The sequence below is a fragment of the Nonomuraea endophytica genome, from assembly GCF_014203235.1.
Taxonomy (GTDB): Bacteria; Actinomycetota; Actinomycetes; order Streptosporangiales; family Streptosporangiaceae; genus Nonomuraea; species Nonomuraea endophytica.
Window position 1 is genome coordinate 1 of sequence record NZ_JACHIN010000019.1, and the last position, 22,522, is coordinate 22,522.

The 22,522-nt window shown below is 70.0% G+C and carries 18 protein-coding genes; all 18 read left to right on the forward strand.

Going from position 1 to position 22,522, the window contains the following annotated elements; translation table 11 throughout:
- Nucleotides 1-570 precede the first annotated feature (570 nt).
- The 18 genes from HNR40_RS45570 (at nucleotide 571) to HNR40_RS45655 (ending at nucleotide 22,503) form a co-directional block, all read left to right on the forward strand.
- Nucleotides 571-1,890, forward strand: coding sequence for a bifunctional folylpolyglutamate synthase/dihydrofolate synthase (locus HNR40_RS45570; RefSeq protein ID WP_184973117.1), 1,320 nt, complete (start codon nucleotides 571-573; stop codon nucleotides 1,888-1,890).
- Between the two features lie 61 nt (nucleotides 1,891-1,951).
- Nucleotides 1,952-2,293 (forward strand): DUF4233 domain-containing protein, encoded by a 342-nt coding sequence (locus tag HNR40_RS45575; RefSeq protein ID WP_312896778.1) that lies wholly within the window; start codon nucleotides 1,952-1,954, stop codon nucleotides 2,291-2,293.
- An 11-nt stretch (nucleotides 2,294-2,304) separates the two neighbouring features.
- Complete coding sequence (locus tag HNR40_RS45580; protein WP_184973119.1) at nucleotides 2,305-4,152, forward strand: ICP22 family protein; 1,848 nt, start codon at nucleotides 2,305-2,307, stop codon at nucleotides 4,150-4,152.
- A 145-nt stretch (nucleotides 4,153-4,297) separates the two neighbouring features.
- Entirely contained in the window at nucleotides 4,298-4,708 is a 411-nt protein-coding gene (gene ndk, locus HNR40_RS45585; protein WP_184973121.1) for a nucleoside-diphosphate kinase, read from the forward strand.
- 593 nt (nucleotides 4,709-5,301) lie between these two features.
- The gene (locus HNR40_RS45590; RefSeq protein ID WP_184973123.1) at nucleotides 5,302-6,333 is read left to right on the forward strand and encodes a rod shape-determining protein; all 1,032 of its coding nucleotides are present in this window, start codon (nucleotides 5,302-5,304) and stop codon (nucleotides 6,331-6,333) included.
- Nucleotides 6,333-7,211, forward strand: a complete 879-nt coding sequence (mreC, locus tag HNR40_RS45595; RefSeq protein ID WP_184973125.1) for a rod shape-determining protein MreC — start codon at nucleotides 6,333-6,335, stop codon at nucleotides 7,209-7,211. The genes HNR40_RS45590 and mreC overlap by 1 nt, the downstream gene beginning before the upstream one ends.
- Nucleotides 7,208-7,672 (forward strand): rod shape-determining protein MreD, encoded by a 465-nt coding sequence (mreD, locus tag HNR40_RS45600; RefSeq protein ID WP_184973127.1) that lies wholly within the window; start codon nucleotides 7,208-7,210, stop codon nucleotides 7,670-7,672. Before mreC ends, mreD begins: the two co-directional genes overlap by 4 nt.
- Nucleotides 7,669-9,711 (forward strand): penicillin-binding protein 2, encoded by a 2,043-nt coding sequence (gene mrdA, locus HNR40_RS45605; RefSeq protein WP_184973129.1) that lies wholly within the window; start codon nucleotides 7,669-7,671, stop codon nucleotides 9,709-9,711. The genes mreD and mrdA overlap by 4 nt, the downstream gene beginning before the upstream one ends.
- Entirely contained in the window at nucleotides 9,708-10,874 is a 1,167-nt protein-coding gene (rodA, locus tag HNR40_RS45610) for a rod shape-determining protein RodA (RefSeq protein ID WP_184973131.1), read from the forward strand. The genes mrdA and rodA overlap by 4 nt, the downstream gene beginning before the upstream one ends.
- A gap of 4 nt (nucleotides 10,875-10,878) precedes the next feature.
- Nucleotides 10,879-11,058, forward strand: a complete 180-nt coding sequence (locus HNR40_RS45615) for a hypothetical protein (protein WP_184973132.1) — start codon at nucleotides 10,879-10,881, stop codon at nucleotides 11,056-11,058.
- Between the two features lie 20 nt (nucleotides 11,059-11,078).
- Nucleotides 11,079-12,989: a TIGR03960 family B12-binding radical SAM protein gene (locus HNR40_RS45620; protein WP_184973134.1), complete on the forward strand. Its 1,911-nt coding sequence runs from the start codon at nucleotides 11,079-11,081 to the stop codon at nucleotides 12,987-12,989.
- Nucleotides 12,990-13,300: 311 nt separating this feature from the next.
- Nucleotides 13,301-14,065, forward strand: coding sequence for a TIGR03936 family radical SAM-associated protein (locus HNR40_RS45625; RefSeq protein WP_184973136.1), 765 nt, complete (start codon nucleotides 13,301-13,303; stop codon nucleotides 14,063-14,065).
- Between the two features lie 141 nt (nucleotides 14,066-14,206).
- Complete coding sequence (locus HNR40_RS45630) at nucleotides 14,207-16,978, forward strand: Rne/Rng family ribonuclease (protein ID WP_184973138.1); 2,772 nt, start codon at nucleotides 14,207-14,209, stop codon at nucleotides 16,976-16,978.
- A gap of 231 nt (nucleotides 16,979-17,209) precedes the next feature.
- Nucleotides 17,210-17,512 carry a 50S ribosomal protein L21 gene (rplU, locus tag HNR40_RS45635; RefSeq protein ID WP_184973140.1) on the forward strand — a complete coding sequence of 101 codons (303 nt, stop codon included), beginning with the start codon at nucleotides 17,210-17,212 and terminating at the stop codon, nucleotides 17,510-17,512.
- A gap of 19 nt (nucleotides 17,513-17,531) precedes the next feature.
- Nucleotides 17,532-17,789 carry a 50S ribosomal protein L27 gene (gene rpmA, locus HNR40_RS45640; RefSeq protein ID WP_184973142.1) on the forward strand — a complete coding sequence of 86 codons (258 nt, stop codon included), beginning with the start codon at nucleotides 17,532-17,534 and terminating at the stop codon, nucleotides 17,787-17,789.
- A gap of 459 nt (nucleotides 17,790-18,248) precedes the next feature.
- Nucleotides 18,249-19,601 (forward strand): GTPase ObgE, encoded by a 1,353-nt coding sequence (gene obgE, locus HNR40_RS45645; protein ID WP_184973144.1) that lies wholly within the window; start codon nucleotides 18,249-18,251, stop codon nucleotides 19,599-19,601.
- Nucleotides 19,602-20,081: 480 nt separating this feature from the next.
- Nucleotides 20,082-21,200: a glutamate 5-kinase gene (proB, locus tag HNR40_RS45650; RefSeq protein ID WP_184973146.1), complete on the forward strand. Its 1,119-nt coding sequence runs from the start codon at nucleotides 20,082-20,084 to the stop codon at nucleotides 21,198-21,200.
- Between the two features lie 4 nt (nucleotides 21,201-21,204).
- The gene (locus HNR40_RS45655; protein WP_281395835.1) at nucleotides 21,205-22,503 is read left to right on the forward strand and encodes a glutamate-5-semialdehyde dehydrogenase; all 1,299 of its coding nucleotides are present in this window, start codon (nucleotides 21,205-21,207) and stop codon (nucleotides 22,501-22,503) included.
- Nucleotides 22,504-22,522 lie beyond the last annotated feature (19 nt).

Below are 22,522 nucleotides of genomic sequence, written 5' to 3' on the forward strand. Positions count from 1 at the left end.
CTGCACTCGGGAGGGTGTGGGAGAGTAGGTCACCGCCGCACAATATTTCATGGAGAAGGGGTCCGACCACTGGTCGGACCCCTTTTTCGCGTTCCGAAGGGGCTGCCCCGGCCATCGCGCGGGACGGCCCCTCTTTTTGCGTTGCGGGCCAAGGCACGTGATGTTGCTGCCAGCGCGCCGGCCTCCACACACGTGCCTCTGCCGCACGGCCCATCTCCACCACACGGCCCAAGCGGGGTGTACAACCCTCGCACACACCTACGCTCGTGGCGCCGGTGCGGTGAGGACCCGGGCGGGCGTGAACGGCGCAACGCGCACGGCGGCCCATACGGCGGCTCAGGTGGGCTCCACCTTCCCGCGCACACGCCCACGCTTGTCTGCGCACACCACGCTTGTCTGGCGCCGGTACGGCGAGGACCCCGCGGACGTGAGCGGCGCAACGTGTGCGGCGTCCGGGTTTTGTGTGTCGGTGCGTGGCTTGTGTTGGTGTGGTGGGCGTTTCGGTGGCGGTGCGGGGGTGGTTGGCTGGTCAGTGGTTTGGGGGGTGGGGGTGGTCAGTAGGGTTGGGGGGTGGACTATCGTGCGGTTGAACGTGCGATCTTGGAGCGGGGCGTCGAGTGGAAGTTCGAGCCGACCCTGGACCGGATCGCGGCTCTCTTGGATCTGCTCGGCTCGCCCCAGCGGGCGTACCCTGTCGTGCACATTGCCGGCACCAACGGAAAGACCAGCACGGCGCGGATGGTTGAGGCGCTGTTGCGGGAGCGGAACCTTCGGGTGGGGAGGTTCACGAGTCCGCACCTGGTGTCGATGCGTGAGCGGATCTGCGTGGATGGCGTGCCGTTGAGTGAGGAGCGGTTCGCTGAGGTTTATGAGGAGATCGCGCCCTATGTGGAGTTGAATGACACTACGGGGCGGCGGATTCAGTTCTTTGAGTTGCTGACGGCCATGGCGTTCGCGGCGTTTGCCGACACTCCGGTGGATGTGGCGGTTGTCGAGACGGGGATGGGTGGCACGTGGGATGCCACCAACGTCGTCGACGGGCAGGTGAACATCATCACGCCTATCTCGCTGGACCACACCGAGCGGCTGGGGCCGGATATTCCGTCCATCGCTGGGGAGAAGGCGGGGATTATCAAGGCGGGCTCCACTACTGTGCTCGCGCAGCAGGAGCTTGAGGCGGCTGAGGTGTTGGTGCGGCGGGCCGCTGAGGTGGGGGCCGTGGTCGCGCGGGAGGGGCTCGAGTTCGGGGTGCTCAACCGGGAGATCGCCATGGGCGGGCAGCTGCTCACCCTGCGCGGGCTCAAGGGGATGTACGAAGATGTGTATCTTCCGCTTTATGGGGCTCATCAGGCCGGCAACGCCGTCACCTCGCTGGCGGCTGTTGAGGCGCTGACGGCGGGGGACGATCCGCTTGGCATCGAGCTCGTACGGCAGGCGTTCGCTCAGGTGACGTCTCCTGGGCGGCTTGAAGTGGTGCGTCGGGATCCGACTGTTGTCATCGACGCGGCGCACAATCCGGGTGGCATGCAGGCCACGCTTGACGGGCTGCACGAGGCGTTCGACTTCGCCAAGGTGATCGGGGTCGTCGCGGTCATGCGGGACAAGGACGTCGCCACGATCCTGGACCTCCTGGAACCGGTGCTGGACGAGATCATCGTGACCCGCAACTCCTCGCCGCGGTCCATGGCTCCGGAGGAGCTGGGGGAGCTGGCCGAGGGGTACTTCGGTGCGGATCGGGTGCATGTGGTGGAGCGGCTCGACGAGGCCATCGACCGCGGGATCGGGATCGCGGACGCGGAGGGTGAGTTCAGCGGGACCGGGGTGCTGATCACGGGTTCGGTGATCACGGCTGGTGACGCGCGGTACCTGCTGAAGGTGGACGGTTCGTGACCGGGCCTGCGGCTTCCGGTGGCGGGGGCCGTACCCTGTGGTGGGGTGAGAGGGGTTTGAGGTGAGTTTCGTCGTGACGCCGGGCATGCGCAGGCTGGGTGCCAGTGTGCTCGGGATGGAAGCGATCATGGCCGGGCTGATTACGCCCGTGGCGATTACGGTGAGTGGTGTCACTCCGGCGCTGGCCATGGTGGCCGGGCTGGGGCTGGCGGTGCTGTGCATCGTGGCGATCGGGCTGCTCAAGCGGCCTGTCGGGTACGTGGTCGGTAGCCTGGTGCAGGTCTTGGCGATCGCCACGGGGTTCCTCGTGTCCATGATGTTCTTCCTCGGCGCGATCTTCGCGGCTCTGTGGATCACCGCGATATTCGTCGCTCGCCGTGTCGAGGGCGTGACTTCCCGCTAAAGTCGGCCTACATGGCCGTCCCCCCAATCCAGCGGTCCCCGAACGCGGCTGCCGCCGGGCCCACCGCAGGCGCGAAGTTCCCGTGGTTGCTCGATCTCGTGCTCGGGCTGCTCATCGTGGCGGCGCTGCCGCTGGCGATCATCGCGATCCCCAACACCGTCTCCGTCGTCGCCGATCTGCTGCCGGCGGAGATCGACCGGGTCGGGCTGATGCGCGCGCACGGGCTCGCCCTTCCGGCGATGATGCTGACCGTCCCGCTGGCCGCCGTGGTGCTGCGCCGCCTGCGGGTCACGTACGTGCTGGTCGCCGGGCTCGCCCTGCTGGCCGTGGCCGACGCGGCCGGCGGCTATGCGGGCACCACGTTCATGGTGGGCGCGCTGCGCGTGCTCCACGGTGTCGGCGCCGGCGTGCTGCTCCCCGCCACGCTGGTGGCCGCCTGGGGACGTCCGCCGGTGATACGCGCCGTGTGGGCCGGCATGCTGGCCGTCAGCCTCCTGGCAGCCCAGGCGCTCGCGCTGTGGCCGCTGCACCAGGTCGACCGCTGGCAGGTCACGCTTCAGCCGTACCCGCTGCTGACCGGGATCGCGCTGGCTCTCGCTGCGGCGTACCTGCTGGTGTGGTTGCTGCAGGGGGAGAGCGCGTCGCCGACGCCTCGGGCCAGGGAACGTAGCCGGTTGCTGCTGGCGGCGGTTCCCGCCGCGGGCATCGCGGTTCTCGCCATCAGTACGGCCAGCCAGGACTGGAAGGCCGGGCTGGTGGTGCTGGTCGCCGTGCTGTCCATCGCGGCGCTGCTGGCCCTGGCGACGATCGGCACCAGTGAGAGCCGGACGCTGGCCTACACGTTCGTCGCGATCGGGGTCGTGCTGCTGCCGACCGTGGCGCAGGTGACTTATGTGGAGATGGGCGGGCTCGGCGGGCCCGGGCTGAAGGGGCTGTGGCTGCCGTTCGTGGTGGCGGCGGTGCTGACGGTCGTGGCCGGGGCCGCAGTGGCGTTGTTCGGCGGGTCCGCTGTGCGGTGGCTGGCGCCCGCCGGGTTGCTGCTGGTCGTGCTGGGGCTGGCCGCGGTGCGGCTGATGGTGCCGGCGGCGGACGGGACGGTGCTGGTGGTGCCGTTCACCTTCATGGCCGTCGGCGCCGCGGTGGCGCTCACCGCGGCGCTCCGGCAGACGAGTGTGGGTGTGGCGCTGTTCGGGCTGGCGTTGTGCTTTCCCGGGGTGCTGTCCGGGTACCTGCTCGGGACCGGCGTTCAGGTCATGATGCTGCGCGGGCAGCGGTCGGCCCAGGGGATCGTGGACGCGTTCGTCGAGGCGTTGCACACGTGGGCGCTGATCGGCGGGTTCCTGACGGTGGCGGTGATCGTGCTGGGTGCTTTGCTGGCCCGGCGGTCGGGCGGGGCTGTTGAGGAGGGCGACGGGGCTTCGGCGGGCGGTGCCGTACCGGATGGTCCGGAGGCTTCTGGCGAGGTCTCAAAGGTTGAGGTGCGGTCGGACGTTAGGGCTTTCGTGGTGGCGGGCGCGGATGCCGCTGAGGCGGGCCCGGAAGAGACCGGGGCGGAGCGGGGCGAGGCGGACGCCGCTGGGGCGGAGCCGGGTGACGAGGGTGCTGCTGAGGAGGAGCGAGGCGACTCGGGCGGCGTCGGGGATGCGCCGGCTGACGTCGTGGAGGCTCTGGAGGATGAGGGTGTGCTGGATGAGGGGGATCGGCCCACTGGGGAGATCCCTCGTGTCGTGCTGCCCACGCCGGTCAACGGGGACTCGCCGGAGACGGCCGATCCCGCTCGGGTGGCCGGTGAGCACGATGGGCCGTCGCCCGCCGTGCCGCCGCCCGCGCAGTCGCCCGAGGACAATGAGCGGCCCTGAGTGCCGCGAGAGCAGGGGAACCGCCGTGGGACGGTAAGCTGTGCCGCGTCGCCGCCACGCGAGGACGGATACCGTCTCGTGGTGCGGACTGGCGGAGCGAAAGCTGATTCTCGCCCCCACAAATCCGTTCAAAGGAGAACCTCACGTGTCCGAGCGCACTCTTGTCCTGATCAAGCCTGACGGGGTGAAGCGTGGCCTCATCGGTGACGTGATCGCCCGCGTGGAGCGCAAGGGCCTCAAGGTCGTCGCCATGGACCTGCGCACGCTCGACGTCGACACCGCCAAGGCCCACTACGCCGAGCACTCCGAGCGGCCGTTCTTCGGCGAGCTGGTGGAGTTCATCACCTCGGCGCCGCTCGTGGCGCTGGTGCTGGAGGGGCCGCGTGCGGTCGAGGCGTTCCGGGCGCTGGCCGGGCTGACCGACCCGGTCAAGTCCGCTCCTGGCACGATCCGCGGCGACCACGCGCTGGAGATCGGCGAGAACGTCGTCCACGGCTCCGACTCGCCGGACTCGGCCGCCCGGGAGATCAAGATCTTCTTCCCGGACCGCTTCTAATTCTTGCTCGGGGCCCTGTTTCGGGTCCCGGCTCGTTTGCGCCCGCACGGCTTTGTCTGTGCGGGCGCTTTCGTCTTTCCGGGGGCCTTCTGCTTAGGCGTGGGGTTGTGGCTATCGGGCTGCTTTGGGGTTACGGCAAGCCGCCCTACCGCCGACCGCCGTCGTGGGCCGGCGGCCTCTTCCGAGCGGCCGGCAGTCGGACGGGCTGCTCGCCGCCACAAGGTACGCCTGGCCGGACGCCGTGGCCTGGCTGAGCGCCGCAGAGGGGCGCCGGGTCCCCTGCCCATCACGTCCCGCCGCGCGGCGCCTGAAAGCGCTCCTGGGGCGTGGACAGGGCAGGGCTGAGCGCACACCCCAGGCGCCAGCTCTCAGGGTTGTGGGGAGGGGGTGTCAAAAGGGGGTTATAGCTGGCTATGGCGGGCTTGGGGTGGGGGTGATCGAGGGCTGATGGGGTAAAGAGGGCGATACCGGAGGTACGCAAGATTTTTCTGGGACGGTGGTGCTCATCGTGCTCACTGGTGGGTACGTCACGTTACGATTCGAATGCGATCCGTAGTCATCAGTGAAGGACGTTACGGAAGGCTCCGTTCCCCATGGGCAGCAAGCTCGCCTTTCTCGGCCGCGACATGGCGGTCGACCTCGGCACCGCCAACACGTTGGTCTACGTGCGTGGCCGAGGCATCGTGCTCAACGAGCCGTCCGTCGTGGCCATCAACACGGCTACCGGCAAGATCGTCGCGGTGGGCATCGAGGCCAAGCGCATGATCGGGCGGACGCCCGGCAACATCGTCGCGGTGCGCCCGCTCAAGGACGGCGTGATCGCCGACTTCGACGTCACCGAGCGCATGCTGCGCTACTTCATCCAGCGCGTGCACAAGCGCCGCCACTTCGCCAAGCCGCGCATCATCATCGCGGTGCCCAGCGGCATCACCGGGGTCGAGCAGCGGGCGGTGAAAGAGGCGGGCTATCAGGCGGGGGCGCGGAAGGTCTACATCGTCGAGGAGCCCATGGCCGCCGCGATCGGCGCCGGGCTGCCGGTTCATGAGCCGACGGGGAACATGGTCGTCGACATCGGCGGCGGCACGACCGAGGTGGCCATCATCTCGATGGGCGGGGTCGTGACCAGCCAGTCGATCAGGGTGGGCGGTGACGAGCTCGACCAGGCGGTGATCACCTTCGCGAAGAAGGAGTTCTCGCTGATGCTCGGTGAGCGCACCGCCGAGGAGATCAAGATGGCGATCGGGTCGGCGTGCCCCACCTCGGACGAGTGCCATGCGGAGATCCGGGGGCGCGATCTGGTGAGCGGGTTGCCGAAGACGATCGTGGTGTCGGCGGAGGAGATCAGGAAGGCCACCGAGGAGCCGGTCAACGCGATCGTGGACGCGGTGAAGACGACGCTCGACAAGTGCCCGCCCGAGCTGTCCGGCGATCTCATGGATCGCGGCATCGCGCTCACCGGCGGCGGGGCCCTGCTCAAGGGGATGGACGAGCGGATCAAGGCGGAGACCGGCATGCCCGTCCATCTGGTGGAGAACGCGCTCGACTCGGTCGCGCTCGGCTCCGGCAAGTGCGTCGAGGAGTTCGAGGCGCTCCAGCAGGTGCTCGTTCCGGAGTCGCGGCACTGATGAAGGACACGCGCCGCGCCCGGCTCATCCTAGGTCTGCTGCTGACGGCGGCGCTCGTGCTGGTGACGGTCGACCACCGCACCGGGGACGGTTCGCCGTTCACGGCGCTCAGGTCGGCGGGATCCTGGGCCTTCGGCACCGCTGAGCAGGCCGCTACCACGCTGGCCAGCCCGGTGACCGGGTTCTTCGGGGCTCTCGCCAACGCCCCGGGTGCCCAGGCGGACATCGAGCGGCTCAAGGCCGACAACGCGCGCCTGCGCGCCCAGATCGCGGCCGGGCGGCTCGACGCCACGCGCTCGGCGGAGCTCAGGCGGATGCTGGGGCTGGCCGGGACGGGCGGCTACAAGGTGGTCACCGCCAATGTCGTCGCCAGGCGCGGGCAGCCGGGGTTCGAGGAGGCCGTGGAGATCGACGCCGGCACCGACGACGGCGTACGCGCCGAGATGACCGTGCTCAACGCCGACGGACTGGTCGGCAGGGTGATCAGGGCGGCGGCGACCACCTCCACGGTGGTGCTGCTCAGCGATCCCGCCTCGGCCACGGGCGCGCGGATGGAGGGCGGCAACGAGATCGGCGTCGTGCACGGTGTGGGGGAGAACGGGCGGCTGGTGCGCTTCCGGCTGCTCGACTCGACCGCGCCGATCAACCGGGGCGCCCGGCTGGTCAGCTTCGGGTCGCAGCGCGGCATGCCGTACGTGCCGGGGGTGCCCGTCGGGGTGATCGAGCGGGTCGAGGCGACGCCGGGTGAGCTGACGCGCATCGCGTACGCGCGTCCGTATGCCGATCTGACCGCGCTGGACGTGGTCGGGGTGGTGGTCCAGGCGCCCAAGCGGGACCCGCGCGACGCGGTCCTGCCGGCGAGGGCGAGCGCGCGATGATTCCGGCCCTGGTCGTCGTGGTGGCGGTGCTGCTGCAGCTCATCCTGGTCAACCGGCTGCCGCTGCCCGGCGGCGGGATGCCCGACCTGGTGCTGCTGGCGGTGGTCGGAGTGGCCATGATGCGCGGGCCCGCGATGGGGGCGGCGATCGGGTTCTGCTCGGGGCTGCTGGTTGATGTGGTGCCGCCGACGGCGCACGTGGCGGGGGAGTACGCGTTCGTGCTCACGGTCGTCGGGTTCCTGGCGGGGCGCGGGCTGGGCGGCGTGGTGCCGACGGTGGTGGCCTGCATCCTGGCCGCGCCGCTGCTCGCGGCGGTGGTCGGCGGGCTGGTCGGCGAGCAGGGGGTGACGCTGGCGGCGGTGGCCGTCAAGGCGCCGGTCACGGTGGTCTACACGCTGGTCGCGGCGCCGGTGGTGATCTGGGCGGTGACCCGGGGGAAGCAGCCGAGGTATGCGGTATGAACAGGATGAGAACCCGGCTGGTCGTGCTGAACGTGCTGGTCGTCACGCTGATCGCGGTGCTGGCCGTGCGCCTGTGGCAGGTCCAGGTGGTACGCGGGATCGAGTACGTCTCGGCGGCGGCCGAGACCAGGACACGCGGCGTGGTGGTGCCGTCGGTGCGGGGGCAGATCCTGGACGCCGCCGGGCAGCCGCTGGTGCGCAACCGCACCGCGCTGGTCGTCTCCGTGGACCGGACCTCGCTCACCCGCATGCCGCGGGGCGGGCAGGAGGTGCTGGAGAAGCTGGCCGACGTGCTGGGCAGGCCGGTCAAGCTGCTGGAGAAGCGGATCCGGTCGTGCGGTCCCGGGGTGACCAGGCCGTGCTGGCCGGGCTCGCCGTACCAGCCGATTCCGATCGACGAGACGGTCACCACGCGTGAGGCGCTGCAGATTCTGGAGCGGCAGGAGGAGTTTCCCGGGGTGACCGCCGAGGTGCAGGCGGTCAGGGAGTATCCGCACGGCAGGGGGGCGGCGCAGCTCGTCGGGTATCTGCAGCCGGTCACGCAGGAGGAGCTGGAGAAGCGCGACGGGCTCAAGGCGGCCTTCTCGGGCGTCGATCTGGTGGGGCGGGACGGGCTGGAGTCCGTCTACGACGAGGCGCTGCGGGGCAAGCCGGGGCTGCGGCGGGTTCAGGTCGACAGGCTCGGCAAGGTCATCGGGGTGGAGCAGCAGGTGGCGCCGGTCTCCGGGGACACGTTGATCACCAGCATCGACGGGCGCGTGCAGGCCATCGTGGAGAAGGCTCTCGACGGGGCGATGAAGCGGGCGCCGAAGGCGGACGGCGCGGCCGGGGTGGTGCTCGACGCGCGTACCGGGCGGGTGGTGGCGCTGGCCAGCGCGCCCGGCTACAACCCGGCGATCTGGACCGGCGGGATCTCCGAGAAGGAGTACCAGGACCTGCTGTCGGACAAGGCGGGGCGGCCGCTGGTATCGCGGGCGATCAAGGGGACGTTCGCGCCCGGCTCGACGTTCAAGGTCTCCTCGGTGGCGGCGATGCTGCGCTCCGGCTACCCGCTGAACGGGACCTATGGCTGCCCGGGGTCGTTCATGGTGGGCGACCGGCCGTTCAACAACTTCCGCGGCATCGGGCTGGGCACGCTGAGCCTGCACACCGCGCTGGTCAAGTCCTGCGACACGATCTTCTACAAGTCCTCCTACGAGCAGTGGCTCAGGGACGGCGGGCTGCACCCGAAGAAGCCGCCACGCCAGCCCTTCGAGAACACCGCCAGGGCCTTCGGCTTCGGCAGGCCCACCGGGATCGACCTGCCGGGCGAGTCGGCCGGGCGCATCCCCGACCGCGACTGGAAGAAGGACCTCTGGGGCCAGACCAGCGCCGACAACTGCAAGCGCTCGCGCACCGGCTACCCTGAGGTGAAGAGCGCCTCACGGGCCGCCTTCCTCAAGCGCCTGGCCTACGAGAACTGCGTCGAGGGCTACCTGCTGCGTCCCGGCGACGCCGCCAACTTCTCCATCGGGCAGGGCGACGTGCTGGTCACGCCGCTGCAGCTCGCCGCCGCCTACGCCGCGCTGGTCAGCGACGGCAAGCTGCGCAGTCCGCGGGTGGCCTGGGCGAGGGTACGGCCGGACGGCACGCTGGTCCAGCGCATCGACCCGCCGGTCACCGGCAAGCTGCCGATCAGCGAGAAGGAGCGCGCCTACATCAAGAACGCGCTCAGCCAGGTCGCCTCCGACGGCACCGCGGCCGGGGCCTTCAGCGGGTTCCCCATGGACCAGGTACGCATCGGCGGCAAGACCGGCACCGCGGAGGTGTGGGGCAAGGAGGACACCTCCTGGTTCGCCTCGTTCGCGCCCACGGAGAAGCCCCGGTTCGTGGTGGTCGCCATGGTCTCGCAGGGCGGGATGGGCGGGTCCACGGCGGCGCCGGCCGTACGGGAGATCTATGAGGGCATTTACGGGATCAAACAGCCGGCCGCGCTGCCGGACGGGAAACCCGTCTCCAAGCTGCCGATGATCGCGCGGGACGGGACGGTCACCCGATGACGGACCGCACGCTGCTGGCCAGGCGGCGCTCGTTCACCACCCGCGCCGTGGGCGCGCAGTCGACCGTGTGGCGGCTCGACGGCGTGCTGCTGGTCTCGGTCGCGGCGTTGTGCGTGATCGGCACGCTGCTGGTGTGGTCGTCCACGCGCACGTGGGCGCCGGGCTCGACCGGGCTGGTCAAGAAGCACGTGCTGAACCTGGCCATCGGCGCCGCGCTGTGCGGGGCGGTGGCGATGATCGACCACCGGCTGCTGCGCGCGTACGCGCCGGTCGTTTACCTGGTGACGCTCGTCGGGCTGGCCCTGGTGGTCACGCCGCTCGGCACCACGGTCAACGGGTCGCACTCGTGGATCATGCTGGGCGGCGGGTTCGCGGTGCAGCCGTCGGAGTTCGCCAAGCTCGGGCTGGTGCTGATGTTGTCGATGCTGCTGGCCCAGCCGGCCGAGGGCACCGATCGGCCGCGGGCGCTGGACATGGTGTTCGTGCTGGTCATGGCGGCGATCTCGATGGGTCTTGTGATGCTCCAGCCGGACCTCGGCACCACGCTGGTGCTGGCGGTGATCACCGTGGGCGGGCTGGTGATCGCCGGGGTGCGCAAGCGGTGGATGATCCTGCTCGTGCTGACCTCGCTGGCGGGCGCGGTGGCGGTGTGGGCGCTGGATCTGCTGGAGCCGTACCAGGTGGCGCGGTTCACCGCCTTTCTCGACCCGAGCGTGGACCCGCGCGGCGTCGGCTACAACTCCACGCAGGCGCTGATCGCGATCGGCTCCGGCCAGTTGTACGGCAAGGGGCTGCTGGACGGCGGGCAGACGACCGGGCGCTTCGTGCCCGAGCAGCACACCGACTTCATCTTCACCGTGGCCGGCGAGGAGTTCGGCTTCCTCGGCTCGGTGACCGTGGTGGCGCTGCTCGGCGTGGTGCTGATCCGCGGGCTGAAGATCGCCCGGCAGTGCGAGGACCGTTTCGGGACGCTGGTCGCCGGCACGATCGTGTGCTGGCTGGCCTTCCAGACCTTCGTCAACATCGGGATGACCGTCGGCATCATGCCCATCACCGGGCTCCCGCTGCCCTTCGTCTCCTACGGCGGCACCGCGACGTTCGCAAATCTCATCGCAATTGGGCTGCTACAGGCGATAAGGATCAGGGAACAGGCGTTTAATTAGAAGTATGTTCGTGGCCTACTGCGACGAGTGCGAGGACCGCTTCCTGCTCCCCGCCAGCCACGTCGTCGCCGTGCACAATCTCGCCAGCGGCGTCATCGCTGTCGAGCTGACCTGTTACGAGAACCACCGGGTCCTCGTCATGAGCGGGAACGACATCGACATCCAGGGACCTGCCACCGTCTGAGCGCGGATAGGCTTGGACCCATGTCTGTCGAGTCGATTTTCCCACGCCTGGAAGCGCTGCTGCCCAGAGTGCAGAAGCCGATCCAGTATGTCGGCGGTGAGCTCAACTCGACGGTCAAGGACTGGGACGAGGCGGACGTCCGCTGGGCGCTGATGTATCCGGACGCCTATGAGGTGGGGCTGCCCAACCAGGGCGTGGCCATCCTCTACGAGATTCTCAACGAGCTGCCCCAGACCCTGGCCGAGCGCACCTACTCGGTGTGGCCCGACCTTGAGGCGCTGATGCGCGAGCACGGCGTGCCGCAGTTCACCGTCGACGGCCACCGCCCGGTGCGCGCCTTCGACGTGCTCGGCGTCTCCTTCTCCACCGAGCTCGGCTACACCAACATGCTGACCGCGCTCGACCTGGCCGGCATTCCGCTGCTGGCGGCAGAGCGCGGCGAGGACGACCCGATCGTGCTGGCCGGCGGGCACGCCGCCTTCAACCCCGAGCCGGTCGCCGACTTCCTCGACGCGGCCGTGCTGGGCGACGGCGAGCAGATCGCCATCGCCGTCAGCGAGGTCATCCGCGAGTGGAAGCAGGAGGGCAGTCCCGGCGGCCGCGACGAGCTGCTGATGCGCCTGGCCGAGTCCGGCGGCGTGTACGTGCCCAGGTTCTACGACGTGGACTACCACCCCGACGGCCGCATCAAGCGGGTCGCGCCCAACCGGCCCGAGGTGCCCTGGCGCGTCCACAAGCACACCGTCATGGACCTCGACGAGTGGCCCTACCCGAAGAAGCCGCTGGTCCCGCTGGCCGAGACGGTCCACGAGCGGTTCAGCGTGGAGATCTTCCGCGGCTGCACGCGCGGCTGCCGCTTCTGCCAGGCCGGCATGATCACCCGTCCGGTCCGCGAGCGCTCGATCACCACGATCGGCGCCATGGTCGACAACGGCGTCAAGGAGTCCGGCTTCAACGAGGTCGGCCTGCTGTCGCTGTCGTCGGCCGACCACTCCGAGATCGGCGAGGTCGCCAAGGGCCTGGCCGACCGCTACGAGGGCACCAACACCTCGCTGTCGCTGCCCTCCACCCGCGTCGACGCCTTCAACATCGACCTGGCCAACGAGTTCTCCCGCAACGGCCGCCGCTCCGGGCTGACCTTCGCTCCTGAGGGCGGCTCCGAGCGCATGCGCAAGGTGATCAACAAGATGGTCACCGAGGAAGACCTCATCCGCACCGTCACCACCGCCTACTCGCAGGGCTGGCGGCAGGTCAAGCTCTACTTCATGTGCGGGCTGCCCACCGAGCAGGACGAGGACGTGCTCGGCATCGCCGACCTGGCCAAGAAGGTGATCCAGGCCGGTCGCGAGGCCACCGGCTCGCGCGACATCCGCTGCACCGTCTCCATCGGCGGCTTCGTGCCCAAGCCGCACACGCCGTTCCAGTGGGCCGCCCAGGCCGACCACGAGACCGTCGACCGGCGGCTCAAGGAGCTGCGCGACGTCGTCAGAAACGACCGCCAGTACGGTCGGGCGATCGGCTTCCGCTACCACGACGGCAAGCCGTCCATCGTCGAGGGCCTGCTCTCGCGTGGCGACCGCCGGGTCGGCGCCGTCATCAGGGCCGTCTGGGAGGACGGCGGGCGCTTCGACGGGTGGAGCGAGCACTTCTCCTACGACCGGTGGATGGCCGCCGCCGCCAAGGCGGGCGTGGACGTCAGCTGGTATACGACCCGCGAGCGCGAGGAGAACGAGGTCCTGCCGTGGGACCACCTCGACGCCGGGCTCGACCGCGAGTGGCTGTGGCAGGACTGGCAGGAGGCGGTCAACGAGACCGAGGTCGAGGACTGCCGCTGGACGCCGTGCTACGACTGCGGCGTCTGCCCGACGATGGGAACCGAGATCCAGATCGGGCCGACCGGAAAGAAACTTCTGCCGCTCACCGTGGTGTGAACGCGACACGCGCGGGCGACCGGACGGGCCACGGATTTGGTCAAGGTTTCGCCGTGACGGCGGGCTGCATGTCCGACGTGGGAAGCGATCCCCATGATCGGCGCCCGCGCACGTCGGCGGGTGGCGTGGGGATGGCTTCGCCGTAACTCTGGACGAAAGCCATAACGGAGAGCTACCAACATCGGCGCGCATAGAGAACAGCGCGTACAGTCTCCGCGCGCGGCGGCTTATCCTGTGAGGAGGAAACTCTGACACGGGAAGGACGCAACGCTCTGAAACCTGTTCCCGACGGGCCACCGCCCGCGCCCACGGTGCAGCGGCTTCGCGTCCGCTACGCCAAGCGCGGCCGCCTGCGCTTCACCAGCCACCGCGACATCTCGCGGGCCGTCGAGAGGGCGGTTCGCCGTGCCGGCATTCCGGTTGCCTTCAGCGCGGGCTTCTCGCCCCACCCCAAGATCTCCTACGCGGGCGCGGCGCCGACCGGCGTCGCCAGCGAGGCCGAATACCTTGAGATCGGTGTCACGGAGCCGTGCGATCCCGGACGGATCCGCGCCGACCTGGACGCTTCGCTGCCACCCGGTCTCGACGTGCTCGAAGTGGTCGAAGCACGCTCCGGTGGCCTGGCCGATCGCCTGGAGGTCTCGACGTGGGAGCTGCGGTTGCCCGGCGCGGATCGCGAGCTGGCCGGCGTGGCGGTGGAGAAGTTCCTCGCCGCCGGCACCGTCGAGGTGGAGCGCCTCACGAAGAAGGGCCCCCGCCGTTTCGACGCGCGGGAGGCGGTGCTGATGCTTGAGATCTCCGAGGGAACGGAGAGAACCGCAGCTCAGGTGCCCGGACAGTCGTGTGTCATACTGCGCATGGTTGTTCGGCACATGACTCCTGCCGTTCGACCCGACGACGTGCTCACAGGATTGCGCCTTGTGGCCGACTTCGCGCCGCCGGTTCCCCCCGAGGTAACCAGGCTGGCGCAGGGGCCGCTGGACGCGTCCGGTGGGCCTGCCGACCCGTTCGACCTTGACCGCGACATCACGCGCGGCGGCGAAGCGGGACCGGCGGGCGAGCACGCCGCCGGATAGGAACCGCCTGGCGGCCCGCCAGGCGTATCCGCTGACAGGACTTGGCGCCAACACCCCATACGGGGCGGGGGCGGACAACGAGACACGAGGGCTCCTGCGCGGCGCGGCGACGCGCCCGGGAGCTGACGGGAGAGCGCCCGCATGCTCGAGAACGAGCCCAACGGCGGGGCCAACGGCCCCGACGGGGAGACAACTGAAGATCAGCCCACAACCAAGCCGCGCCGGGCAGCCCGGCCGGCCGGGCCGCCTCCGGAGCTGCCGGAGGAGGCCGCGCCATCCGTGCTGACGGTGCCCGCCGGCCAGGTGACCAGCCCGGCCGAGGAGGCCGTGGCCGAGGCCGTCGAGCAGCCCAAGAGGGCTGCCAGGAGCCGGTCCACGGCGACGACGACGCGCCGCCGTACCAAGAAGGCCGAGGAAGAAGGCGAGGAGCCGGCCGCCGACGAGAAGCCCAAGCGGGTTTCGCGCCGGGCCGCCGGGCCGCCGCCCGAGGTCGAGGAGCTTCCGGCCGCTACGGCTGCCGCCCTCGGGAGCGCTCCCGCGGAAGAGGCGCCGGTCAAGCGGACGCGGCGCACCGCCAAGGCCAAGGCCGAGCCGGTCGAGGAGGAGGCCGCCGCACCGGTCAAGCGGACGCGGCGTACACGCAAGAAGGCCGAGGAGGAGCCGGAGAGCCCGGTCGAGACCGCGGTCGAGACGGTCGTGGCCGAGGTCGCGCCCGTCGCCGAGGTCGCGGCCGAGGTGCTGGACGAGCTGCCCGAGGTCGAGCCGCTCGACGACGAGCCCGCGGGCGAGGATCTCGACGAGGACCAGCCCAACCTGCTGGCCGACCCGTTCGGGCTGACCGCGCGGCGCATGGAGCAGGGCGGCGCGTCCTTCGAGCGGCCGGCGGCGATCTTCGCCCCGCTGTTCCAGGCGCCCGACCCGACACAGGCGCAGCCGGTGGCGCCCCGCCGTCCCGAGCCTGAGCCCGTCGTGGCCGAGGTGGTCGAGGAGCTCACCGACGCCGACACCGACGCGGAGCTCGACACCGACGGCGATGCCGACAACGAGGACGAGAGCGGCGGCCGTCGCCGTCGCCGCCGCCGTGGCGGCCGCGGACGGGGCAAGTCCCGTGAGCGCGACGACTCCGACGACTCCGACGACGAGCAGGACGACGACGAGGAGCAGGGCGAGGACGACTCCCAGGACGAGGAGACCTCCAGCTCGCGCCGCCGCCGCAGGCGCCGTCGCCGCGGCTCCGACGAGACGCCCGAGCCGGCCAGCGACGACCCGCCGAACACTGTGGTGCGCATCCGCGCGCCGCGCTCCGGCCGGGCCGCCGCGCTCGACACCTCCAGCGACGGCGTGCAGAGCGTGCGCGGCTCCACCCGCCTTGAGGCCAAGAAGCAGCGCCGCCGCGAGGGCCGCGAGCTCGGCCGCCGGCGTCCGCCGATCATCACCGAGTCCGAGTTCCTCGCCAGGCGCGAGTCCGTCGACCGGATGATGGTGGTGCGCCGCCAGGGCGACCGCACCCAGATCGCCGTGCTCGAGGACGGCATCCTGGTCGAGCACTACGTCAACCGCGAGGCCAGCCAGTCCTACGTCGGCAACGTCTACCTGGGCAAGGTCCAGAACGTGCTGCCGTCGATGGAGGCCGCCTTCGTCGACATCGGCAAGGGCCGCAACGCCGTCCTCTACGCCGGCGAGGTCAACTTCGACACCGCCGGGCTGGAGGGCCAGCCCAAGCGCATCGAGGCGGCGCTGAAGTCCGGCCAGTCGGTGCTGGTGCAGGTCACCAAGGACCCGATCGGCCACAAGGGCGCCCGGCTGACGTCGCAGATCAGCCTTCCCGGTCGTTACCTCGTGTACGTCCCGGACGGTTCGATGACCGGCATCAGCCGCAAGCTGCCCGACAAGGAGCGCACGCGGCTCAAGAGCATCCTCAAGAAGGTCATGCCGGAGAACGCCGGCGTCATCGTGCGCACGGCCGCCGAGGGCGCCTCCGAGGACGAGCTCGCCCGCGACGTGTCCCGGCTGTCGGCGCAGTGGGAGGCCATCCAGAAGAAGGCCAAGTCCGCGAGCCCGCCGGAGCTGCTGTCGGCCGAGCCCGACCTGACGATCCGCGTCGTGCGCGACGTCTTCAACGAGGACTTCACCTCGCTCGTGGTCCAGGGCGAGGAGGCGTGGGAGACGGTCGACGAGTACGTCAAGTACGTCGCCCCGCACCTGGCCGACCGCCTGAACCGGTGGGAGGAGGAGACGGACGTCTTCGAGTCCTACCGGATCGACGAGCAGCTGGGCAAGGCGCTGGAGCGCAAGGTGTGGCTGCCCAGCGGCGGCTCGCTGGTCATCGACCGCACCGAGGCGATGACCGTCGTCGACGTCAACACCGGCAAGTTCACCGGCCAGGGCGGCAACCTGGAGGAGACGGTCACCAGGAACAACCTGGAGGCGGCCGAGGAGATCGTGCGCCAGCTGCGGCTGCGCGACATCGGCGGCATCATCGTGATCGACTTCATCGACATGGTCCTGGAGTCCAACCGCGACCTGGTGCTGCGCCGGCTGCTGGAGTGCCTGGCCCGCGACCGCACCAAGCACCAGGTGGCCGAGGTCACCTCGCTGGGCCTGGTGCAGATGACGCGTAAGCGGGTCGGCCAGGGGCTGCTGGAGGCGTTCTCGACGCCGTGCGACTGCTGCAACGGCCGCGGCCTGATCGTCTCCACGGAGCCGGTCGAGGCCAAGCCGGAGCCGCGGGGCACGCAGGGCAAGATGGCGGTCGAGAAGGCCGTCGCCGACAAGGTCTCCGCGGCTTCCGGGGCCGGGAACCGTGATACTGTGACCGGTGCGCTTGACGACGTCCCATCCGAGGATGACCAGGCGAACCAGACTTCTGGCAGGGGGCGGCGACGCTCCCGCCGAGCCAAGTCGGCCGAGTAGCCAGGCGCTCCCGCCAGGGAGCGCTCCTCGGTTGACAGTCCGTCGATCCGTCCGGTTCGACCAGGGCACCGCTCATCCGGTACCCTAGTCAATCGGTGCGTCCAGCGGCGCGCCCTGTTCGCGCGCCTCTCGGATCGTCGGTTTTCCCGACAGGTTCCGAGTGCTGGGCGCAGCATTCGGTGGTAACCGATGTGATCGGTGACCACAAGCAGACAGTAGAAGGGTTCCGCGGTGTACGCGATCGTTCGTTGCGGCGGCAGGCAGCAGAAGGTCTCCGTCGGTGACGTCCTCGAGGTGGACAAGGTCGCCGGCGAGGTCGGCTCTTCGGTTTCGCTGCCGACGGTGCTCGTCGTCAACGACGGCGATGTGACCACGGAGGCGGGCAAGTTCACGGTCAGCGCCGAGATTCTCGGCGAGACCAAGGGCCCCAAGATCCGCATCCTCAAGTACAAGAACAAGACCGGTTACAAGAAGCGCCAGGGTCACCGTCAGCGGTACACCCAGGTGAAGATCACCGGCATCAACCAGGCCTGAGTCACGGGAGTTTTGCGAGATGGCACACAAGAAGGGCGCGTCGTCCACCCGGAACGGCCGTGACTCCAACGCACAGCGGCTCGGCGTCAAGCGGTTCGGCGGCCAGCTGGTCAACGCGGGCGAGATCATCGTCCGCCAGCGCGGCACCCACTTCCACCCTGGCGACAACGTCGGGCGTGGCGGCGATGACACGCTGTTCGCGCTGGCCGCGGGGCACGTGCAGTTCGGGCGCAAGCGCGGGCGTCGTGCGGTGAGCATCGTTCCGGTCGCGGAGTAAATCTACGCCGACTGACGTTCCTAGAGGGGTGGGTCACTTTGACCCGCCCCTTTGGGCTTTTTCGGCCTCTTTTTTGTGCTTTTGGCTAGTTTTGTGCTTTTGGGTTACGGCAGGCCAGCCTCCCGCCACCCGCCGTCGTGGGCTCGCGCCGGTCGTGGGGATCGCTTCTCACGTCGGACGTGGTGCCCGCCGTAACGGCGGTGTGTTGGGCGGGGACCGTGGCTCGGCTTGACGCCGTACCTGCGGCGCCGGGTTCCGCCGCACGGCTTCTCGCCGCGCGGCGCCGGACAACCTGACTCGTGCCAGTCTCGCGGCGTGTGGCGGGGCAGGGTCTTGGACCTCGTGGCGCTCGATGCCGCTGTGCCGTGGTCTTGGGGTGGCTGGGCGGGTGGGGCGTGGATTGAGCTGGGAAGATGGGTTTGTGTTCCGTTCGGGAGCACGTGGGAGTAAGGGGCGGTAATGCCGGACTTCGTGGACCAAGTGGTTCTGCATGTCAGGGCCGGTGACGGAGGGAACGGCTGCGCCTCCATCCACCGGGAGAAGTTCAAGCCGCTCGGCGGCCCCGACGGGGGCAACGGCGGGCGGGGCGGGGATGTGATCCTGGAGGTCGATCCCAACACCGCCACGCTGCTTGAGTACCATCGGCGGCCGCATCGTAAGGCGGACAACGGCAAGCAGGGGCAGGGGTCCAACCGGGACGGGGCCAACGGCGGCGACGTCGTGCTCACCGTGCCCAACGGGACTGTCGTCAAGGATGCCGACACCGGTGAGGTGCTGGTTGACCTGGTGGGGGCCGGAACCCGGTATGTGATCGCCGAGGGCGGGCACGGCGGGCTTGGGAACGCGGCGCTGGCCAGCACCAAGCGGAAGGCGCCCGGGTTCGCGCTGCTCGGGGAGCCCGGTGACGGGCTGGACGTGATGCTGGAGCTCAAGAGCGTCGCGGACGTCGCGCTTGTCGGGTTCCCCAGCGCGGGGAAGTCGTCGCTGATCGCGGCCTTGTCCGCCGCCCGGCCCAAGATCGCGGACTATCCGTTCACGACGCTGATCCCCAACCTCGGCGTGGTCACGGCGGGGGAGACCATCTTCACCGTCGCCGACGTACCCGGGCTCATTCCCGGGGCCTCGCAGGGCAAGGGGCTCGGGCACGAGTTTTTGCGGCACGTGGAGCGGTGCGACATGCTCGTCCACGTCATCGACTGCGCCACCCTGGAGCCGGGACGCGACCCGATCACCGACTACGAGGTCATCGAGGCCGAACTGGCCGCCTACGGCAAGCTGGAGGACCGGCCCCGCCTGGTCGTGCTCAACAAGGCCGACGTGCCGGACGCGCGCGAACTGGCCGAGATGGTACGCGCCGAGTTCGAAGCCAAGGGCCTGCGCGTCTTCGTCATCTCGGCGGCCACGCACGACGGCCTGCGCGAGCTGACGTTCGCGATGGGCGAGTGGGTCGCCGCGGCCCGCGCCCAGAAGCCGATCGAGGAGCCCACCCGGCTGGTCATCCGGCCCAAGCAACTCGGCGAGACCGGGTTCAGCGTGCGTAAGGTCAGCGAGAACCAGTTCCAGGTCACCGGCGAGAAGCCGGAGCGCTGGATCCGCCAGACCGACTTCACCAACGACGAGGCCGTCGGCTACCTCGCCGACCGGCTGGAGCGGCTCGGCGTCGAAGAAGCCCTGGCCAAGGCGGGGGCGGTCATGGGCGCCGAGGTCATCATCGGCCCCATGGAGGGCGGCTACGTCTTCGACTGGCAGCCGACTCTGTCCGCCGAATCCGCACGCCAGGGGCCTCGTGGCTCCGACTCTCGTCTCGTCTGAGTTCTTCTGTCTGTTACAAGCCTTCTATTCGTTACGGCAAGCCGCCCCCACCCCCGCCCGCCGACGCGGGCCGGGTGTCGGGGCGGCGGCCGGCAGTCGGACAGGGCACTCACCGCTACAAGCCCCGGTTACCCGGCCGACGGGGGCTGCCGCCCGCGCAGAGCCGGGCTGCCTGGTTGGCGGTAGGGCTGTCGCCCGCGCAAGACCCCGGTTGCCTGGTTGGCGGTAGGGCTGTCGCCCGCGCAAGACCCCGGTTGCCTGGTTGGCAGTAGGGCTGTCGCCCGTGCCAAAGCCGGGTTGCCCGGGCCCGCAGAGGGCTTGTCGCGCGCGCAACAAGCCCGGTGGTCCGGCAATCACCCGGACCAGCCCTCCAACCCGGGAGGATGCTGTCGTTCCGCTAGGCGAGCGGTGGTTGTCACGGCTGGGTGGGGGCTTTGATACTCGCGGGCGGTCGGTTGGTGGCTCGGATAGGGTCGTGGCGTGCGAGATCGGATCAGTTCCGCTTCCAAAGTTGTCGTCAAGGTCGGTTCTTCGTCGCTGACCACCCCGCAGGGCACCATCGACGTCGACCGGGTCGACGCGCTCGTCGACGTGCTGGCGGCGCGGCGGGGGGTGGGGGCGCAGATCGTGCTCGTGTCGTCGGGGGCCATCGCCGCCGGGCTCGGGCCGCTGGGGCTGGCCGTGCGACCGCGGGATCTCGCCACTCAGCAGGCCGCCGCGTCTGTCGGGCAGGGGGTGCTGGTCGCCCGGTATACCTCGTCTTTCGCGCGTTACGGGCTGCGGGTGGGGCAGGTGTTGCTGACGGCCGATGACATGATGCGGCGCTCGCACCACGTCAACGCCCAGCGCACCCTGAACCGGCTGCTTGAGCTGGGTATCATGCCGGTGGTCAACGAGAACGACACCGTGGCCACCGACGAGATCCGGTTCGGCGACAACGATCGGCTGGCTGCCCTTGTGGCCCATCTGACCAGGGCGGATGCGCTTGTCCTGCTGTCCGATGTGGACGCGCTCTATGACGGGCCGCCGAGCCGGGCGGGTTCGCGGCGGCTGGCGGAGATTCGCGGGCCGGAGGATCTGGTGGGCGTCGAGCTGGGCAGGAACGGCGCGGCCGTCGGGACCGGCGGGATGATCACCAAGGTTCAGGCTGCCAAGATCGCGACCGGTGCGGGCATCCCGGTGGTGCTGACCGCCGCTGCCCATGCCGCGCAGGCGCTGGCCGGGGCCGACGTGGGCACGTACTTTCACCCGGGCGGACGGCATCCCGGCACCCGGCTGCTGTGGCTGGCCCACGCCACGACCGGTCGCGGGCGGCTGCACCTGGACGACGGCGCCGTGGAGGCGGTCGTCACGCGGCGCAAGTCGCTGCTTCCCGCAGGGGTGACCTCCGTCGAGGGTGATTTCTCCGCCGGTGATCCGGTTGATCTGTGCGGGCCGCTCGGGCGGGTGGTGGCCCGGGGGCTGGTGAACTTCGACGCCGTGGAGATCCCGGGACTGCTGGGGCGTTCGACGCGGGATCTGGGCAGCGAGCTCGGTCCGGAATATGAACGCGAGCTGATTCATCGCGACGACATCGTCATACTGGAGGCTCACCAGTAAGCGAATGGAGCGTGCGATGTCCGAAGAGTTCCTGAAGGTGGCCCATGCGGCACGAGAGGCCGCCGCCGAGCTGGCCCCGCTGCCGCGGGCGCCGAAGGACCGGGCGTTGCGCGCGATCGCCGACGCGCTGGCCGCGCAGGCCGCGCAGATCGTCGAGGCCAATGCCAAGGACGTGGAGCGCGCCCGCGAGCAGGGCACCTCCGAGGCGATGATCGACCGGCTGCGGCTGGACGTGAAGCGGGTGGAGGCCATCGCCGAGGCCGTCCGGCAGGTGGCCGACCTGCCCGATCCGGTCGGCGAGGTGCTGCGCGGCAGCACGCTGCCCAACGGCCTCGAACTACGCCAGCTCCGGGTGCCGCTGGGCGTGATCGGCATCATCTACGAGGGCCGTCCCAACGTGACCGTGGACGCCGCGGCGCTCTGCCTCAAGAGCGGCAACGCCGTACTGCTGCGTGGATCGTCGAGCGCTTATGACTCCAACACCGAGCTGGTGCGGATCATGCAGGAGGCGCTGGAGGGCACCGAGGTGCCGTCGGGCGCGGTGCAGTTGGTGCCGGGGCAGACGCGTGAGTCGGTCAAGGAGCTCATGCGGGCGCGCGGGCTGGTCGACGTGCTGATCCCGCGGGGCGGCGCGTCCCTGATCAATTCGGTGGTCGAGGAGTCGACGGTGCCGGTGATCGAGACCGGGGTCGGCAACTGCCATGTCTATGTCGACGCCGAGGCCGATCTGGATCTGGCGCTCGACATCCTGGTCAACTCCAAGGCGCAGCGGCCGTCGGTCTGCAACGCGGCCGAGACGTTCCTCGTGCACGCCGGCGTGGCGGCGGAGTTCCTGCCCAAGGCGCTGGCGCGGCTGGCGGAGGAGGGCGTGACCGTCCACGGAGACGAGCGGGTGGCCGCCCATCCCGGTGTGGTGGCCGCGACCGAGGACGACTTCTACGCCGAGTACCTCTCGCTGGACATCGCCGCCGCCGTCGTCGACTCGCTGGAGGACGCGGTGGCGCACATCAGGAAGTACGGCTCCGGCCACACCGACGCGATCGTCACCCGGTCGCAGCGGGCCGCCCGCCGGTTCGTGGCGCTCGTCGACTCGGCGGCCGTGGCGGTCAACGCCTCGACCAGGTTCACCGACGGGGGCGAGTTCGGGTTCGGCGCGGAGATCGGGATCTCCACCCAGAAGCTGCACGCGCGCGGCCCGATGGGGCTGCCGGAATTGACGTCAACTAAGTGGATTTACACGGGCGAGGGACATCTCCGCACGTCGGAAGGCACGGTTATCTCAGCGTGTCAAGGTGGCAACTGAGAGTGACGTTGACTTGACT

What these genes read in the sequence shown, in the direction of transcription:
- HNR40_RS45580 (WP_184973119.1), top strand. Translation starts at nt 2,305, where the DNA reads ATGGCCGTCCCCCCAATCCAGCGGTCCCCGAACGCGGCTGCCGCCGGG.
- HNR40_RS45590 (WP_184973123.1), top strand. Translation starts at nt 5,302, where the DNA reads ATGGGCAGCAAGCTCGCCTTTCTCGGCCGCGACATGGCGGTCGACCTC.
- mreC (WP_184973125.1), top strand. Translation starts at nt 6,333, where the DNA reads ATGAAGGACACGCGCCGCGCCCGGCTCATCCTAGGTCTGCTGCTGACG.
- mreD (WP_184973127.1), top strand. Translation starts at nt 7,208, where the DNA reads ATGATTCCGGCCCTGGTCGTCGTGGTGGCGGTGCTGCTGCAGCTCATC.
- mrdA (WP_184973129.1), top strand. Translation starts at nt 7,669, where the DNA reads ATGAACAGGATGAGAACCCGGCTGGTCGTGCTGAACGTGCTGGTCGTC.
- rodA (WP_184973131.1), top strand. Translation starts at nt 9,708, where the DNA reads ATGACGGACCGCACGCTGCTGGCCAGGCGGCGCTCGTTCACCACCCGC.
- HNR40_RS45615 (WP_184973132.1), top strand. Translation starts at nt 10,879, where the DNA reads ATGTTCGTGGCCTACTGCGACGAGTGCGAGGACCGCTTCCTGCTCCCC.
- HNR40_RS45620 (WP_184973134.1), top strand. Translation starts at nt 11,079, where the DNA reads ATGTCTGTCGAGTCGATTTTCCCACGCCTGGAAGCGCTGCTGCCCAGA.
- HNR40_RS45630 (WP_184973138.1), top strand. Translation starts at nt 14,207, where the DNA reads ATGCTCGAGAACGAGCCCAACGGCGGGGCCAACGGCCCCGACGGGGAG.
- rpmA (WP_184973142.1), top strand. Translation starts at nt 17,532, where the DNA reads ATGGCACACAAGAAGGGCGCGTCGTCCACCCGGAACGGCCGTGACTCC.
- obgE (WP_184973144.1), top strand. Translation starts at nt 18,249, where the DNA reads ATGCCGGACTTCGTGGACCAAGTGGTTCTGCATGTCAGGGCCGGTGAC.
- HNR40_RS45655 (WP_281395835.1), top strand. Translation starts at nt 21,205, where the DNA reads ATGGAGCGTGCGATGTCCGAAGAGTTCCTGAAGGTGGCCCATGCGGCA.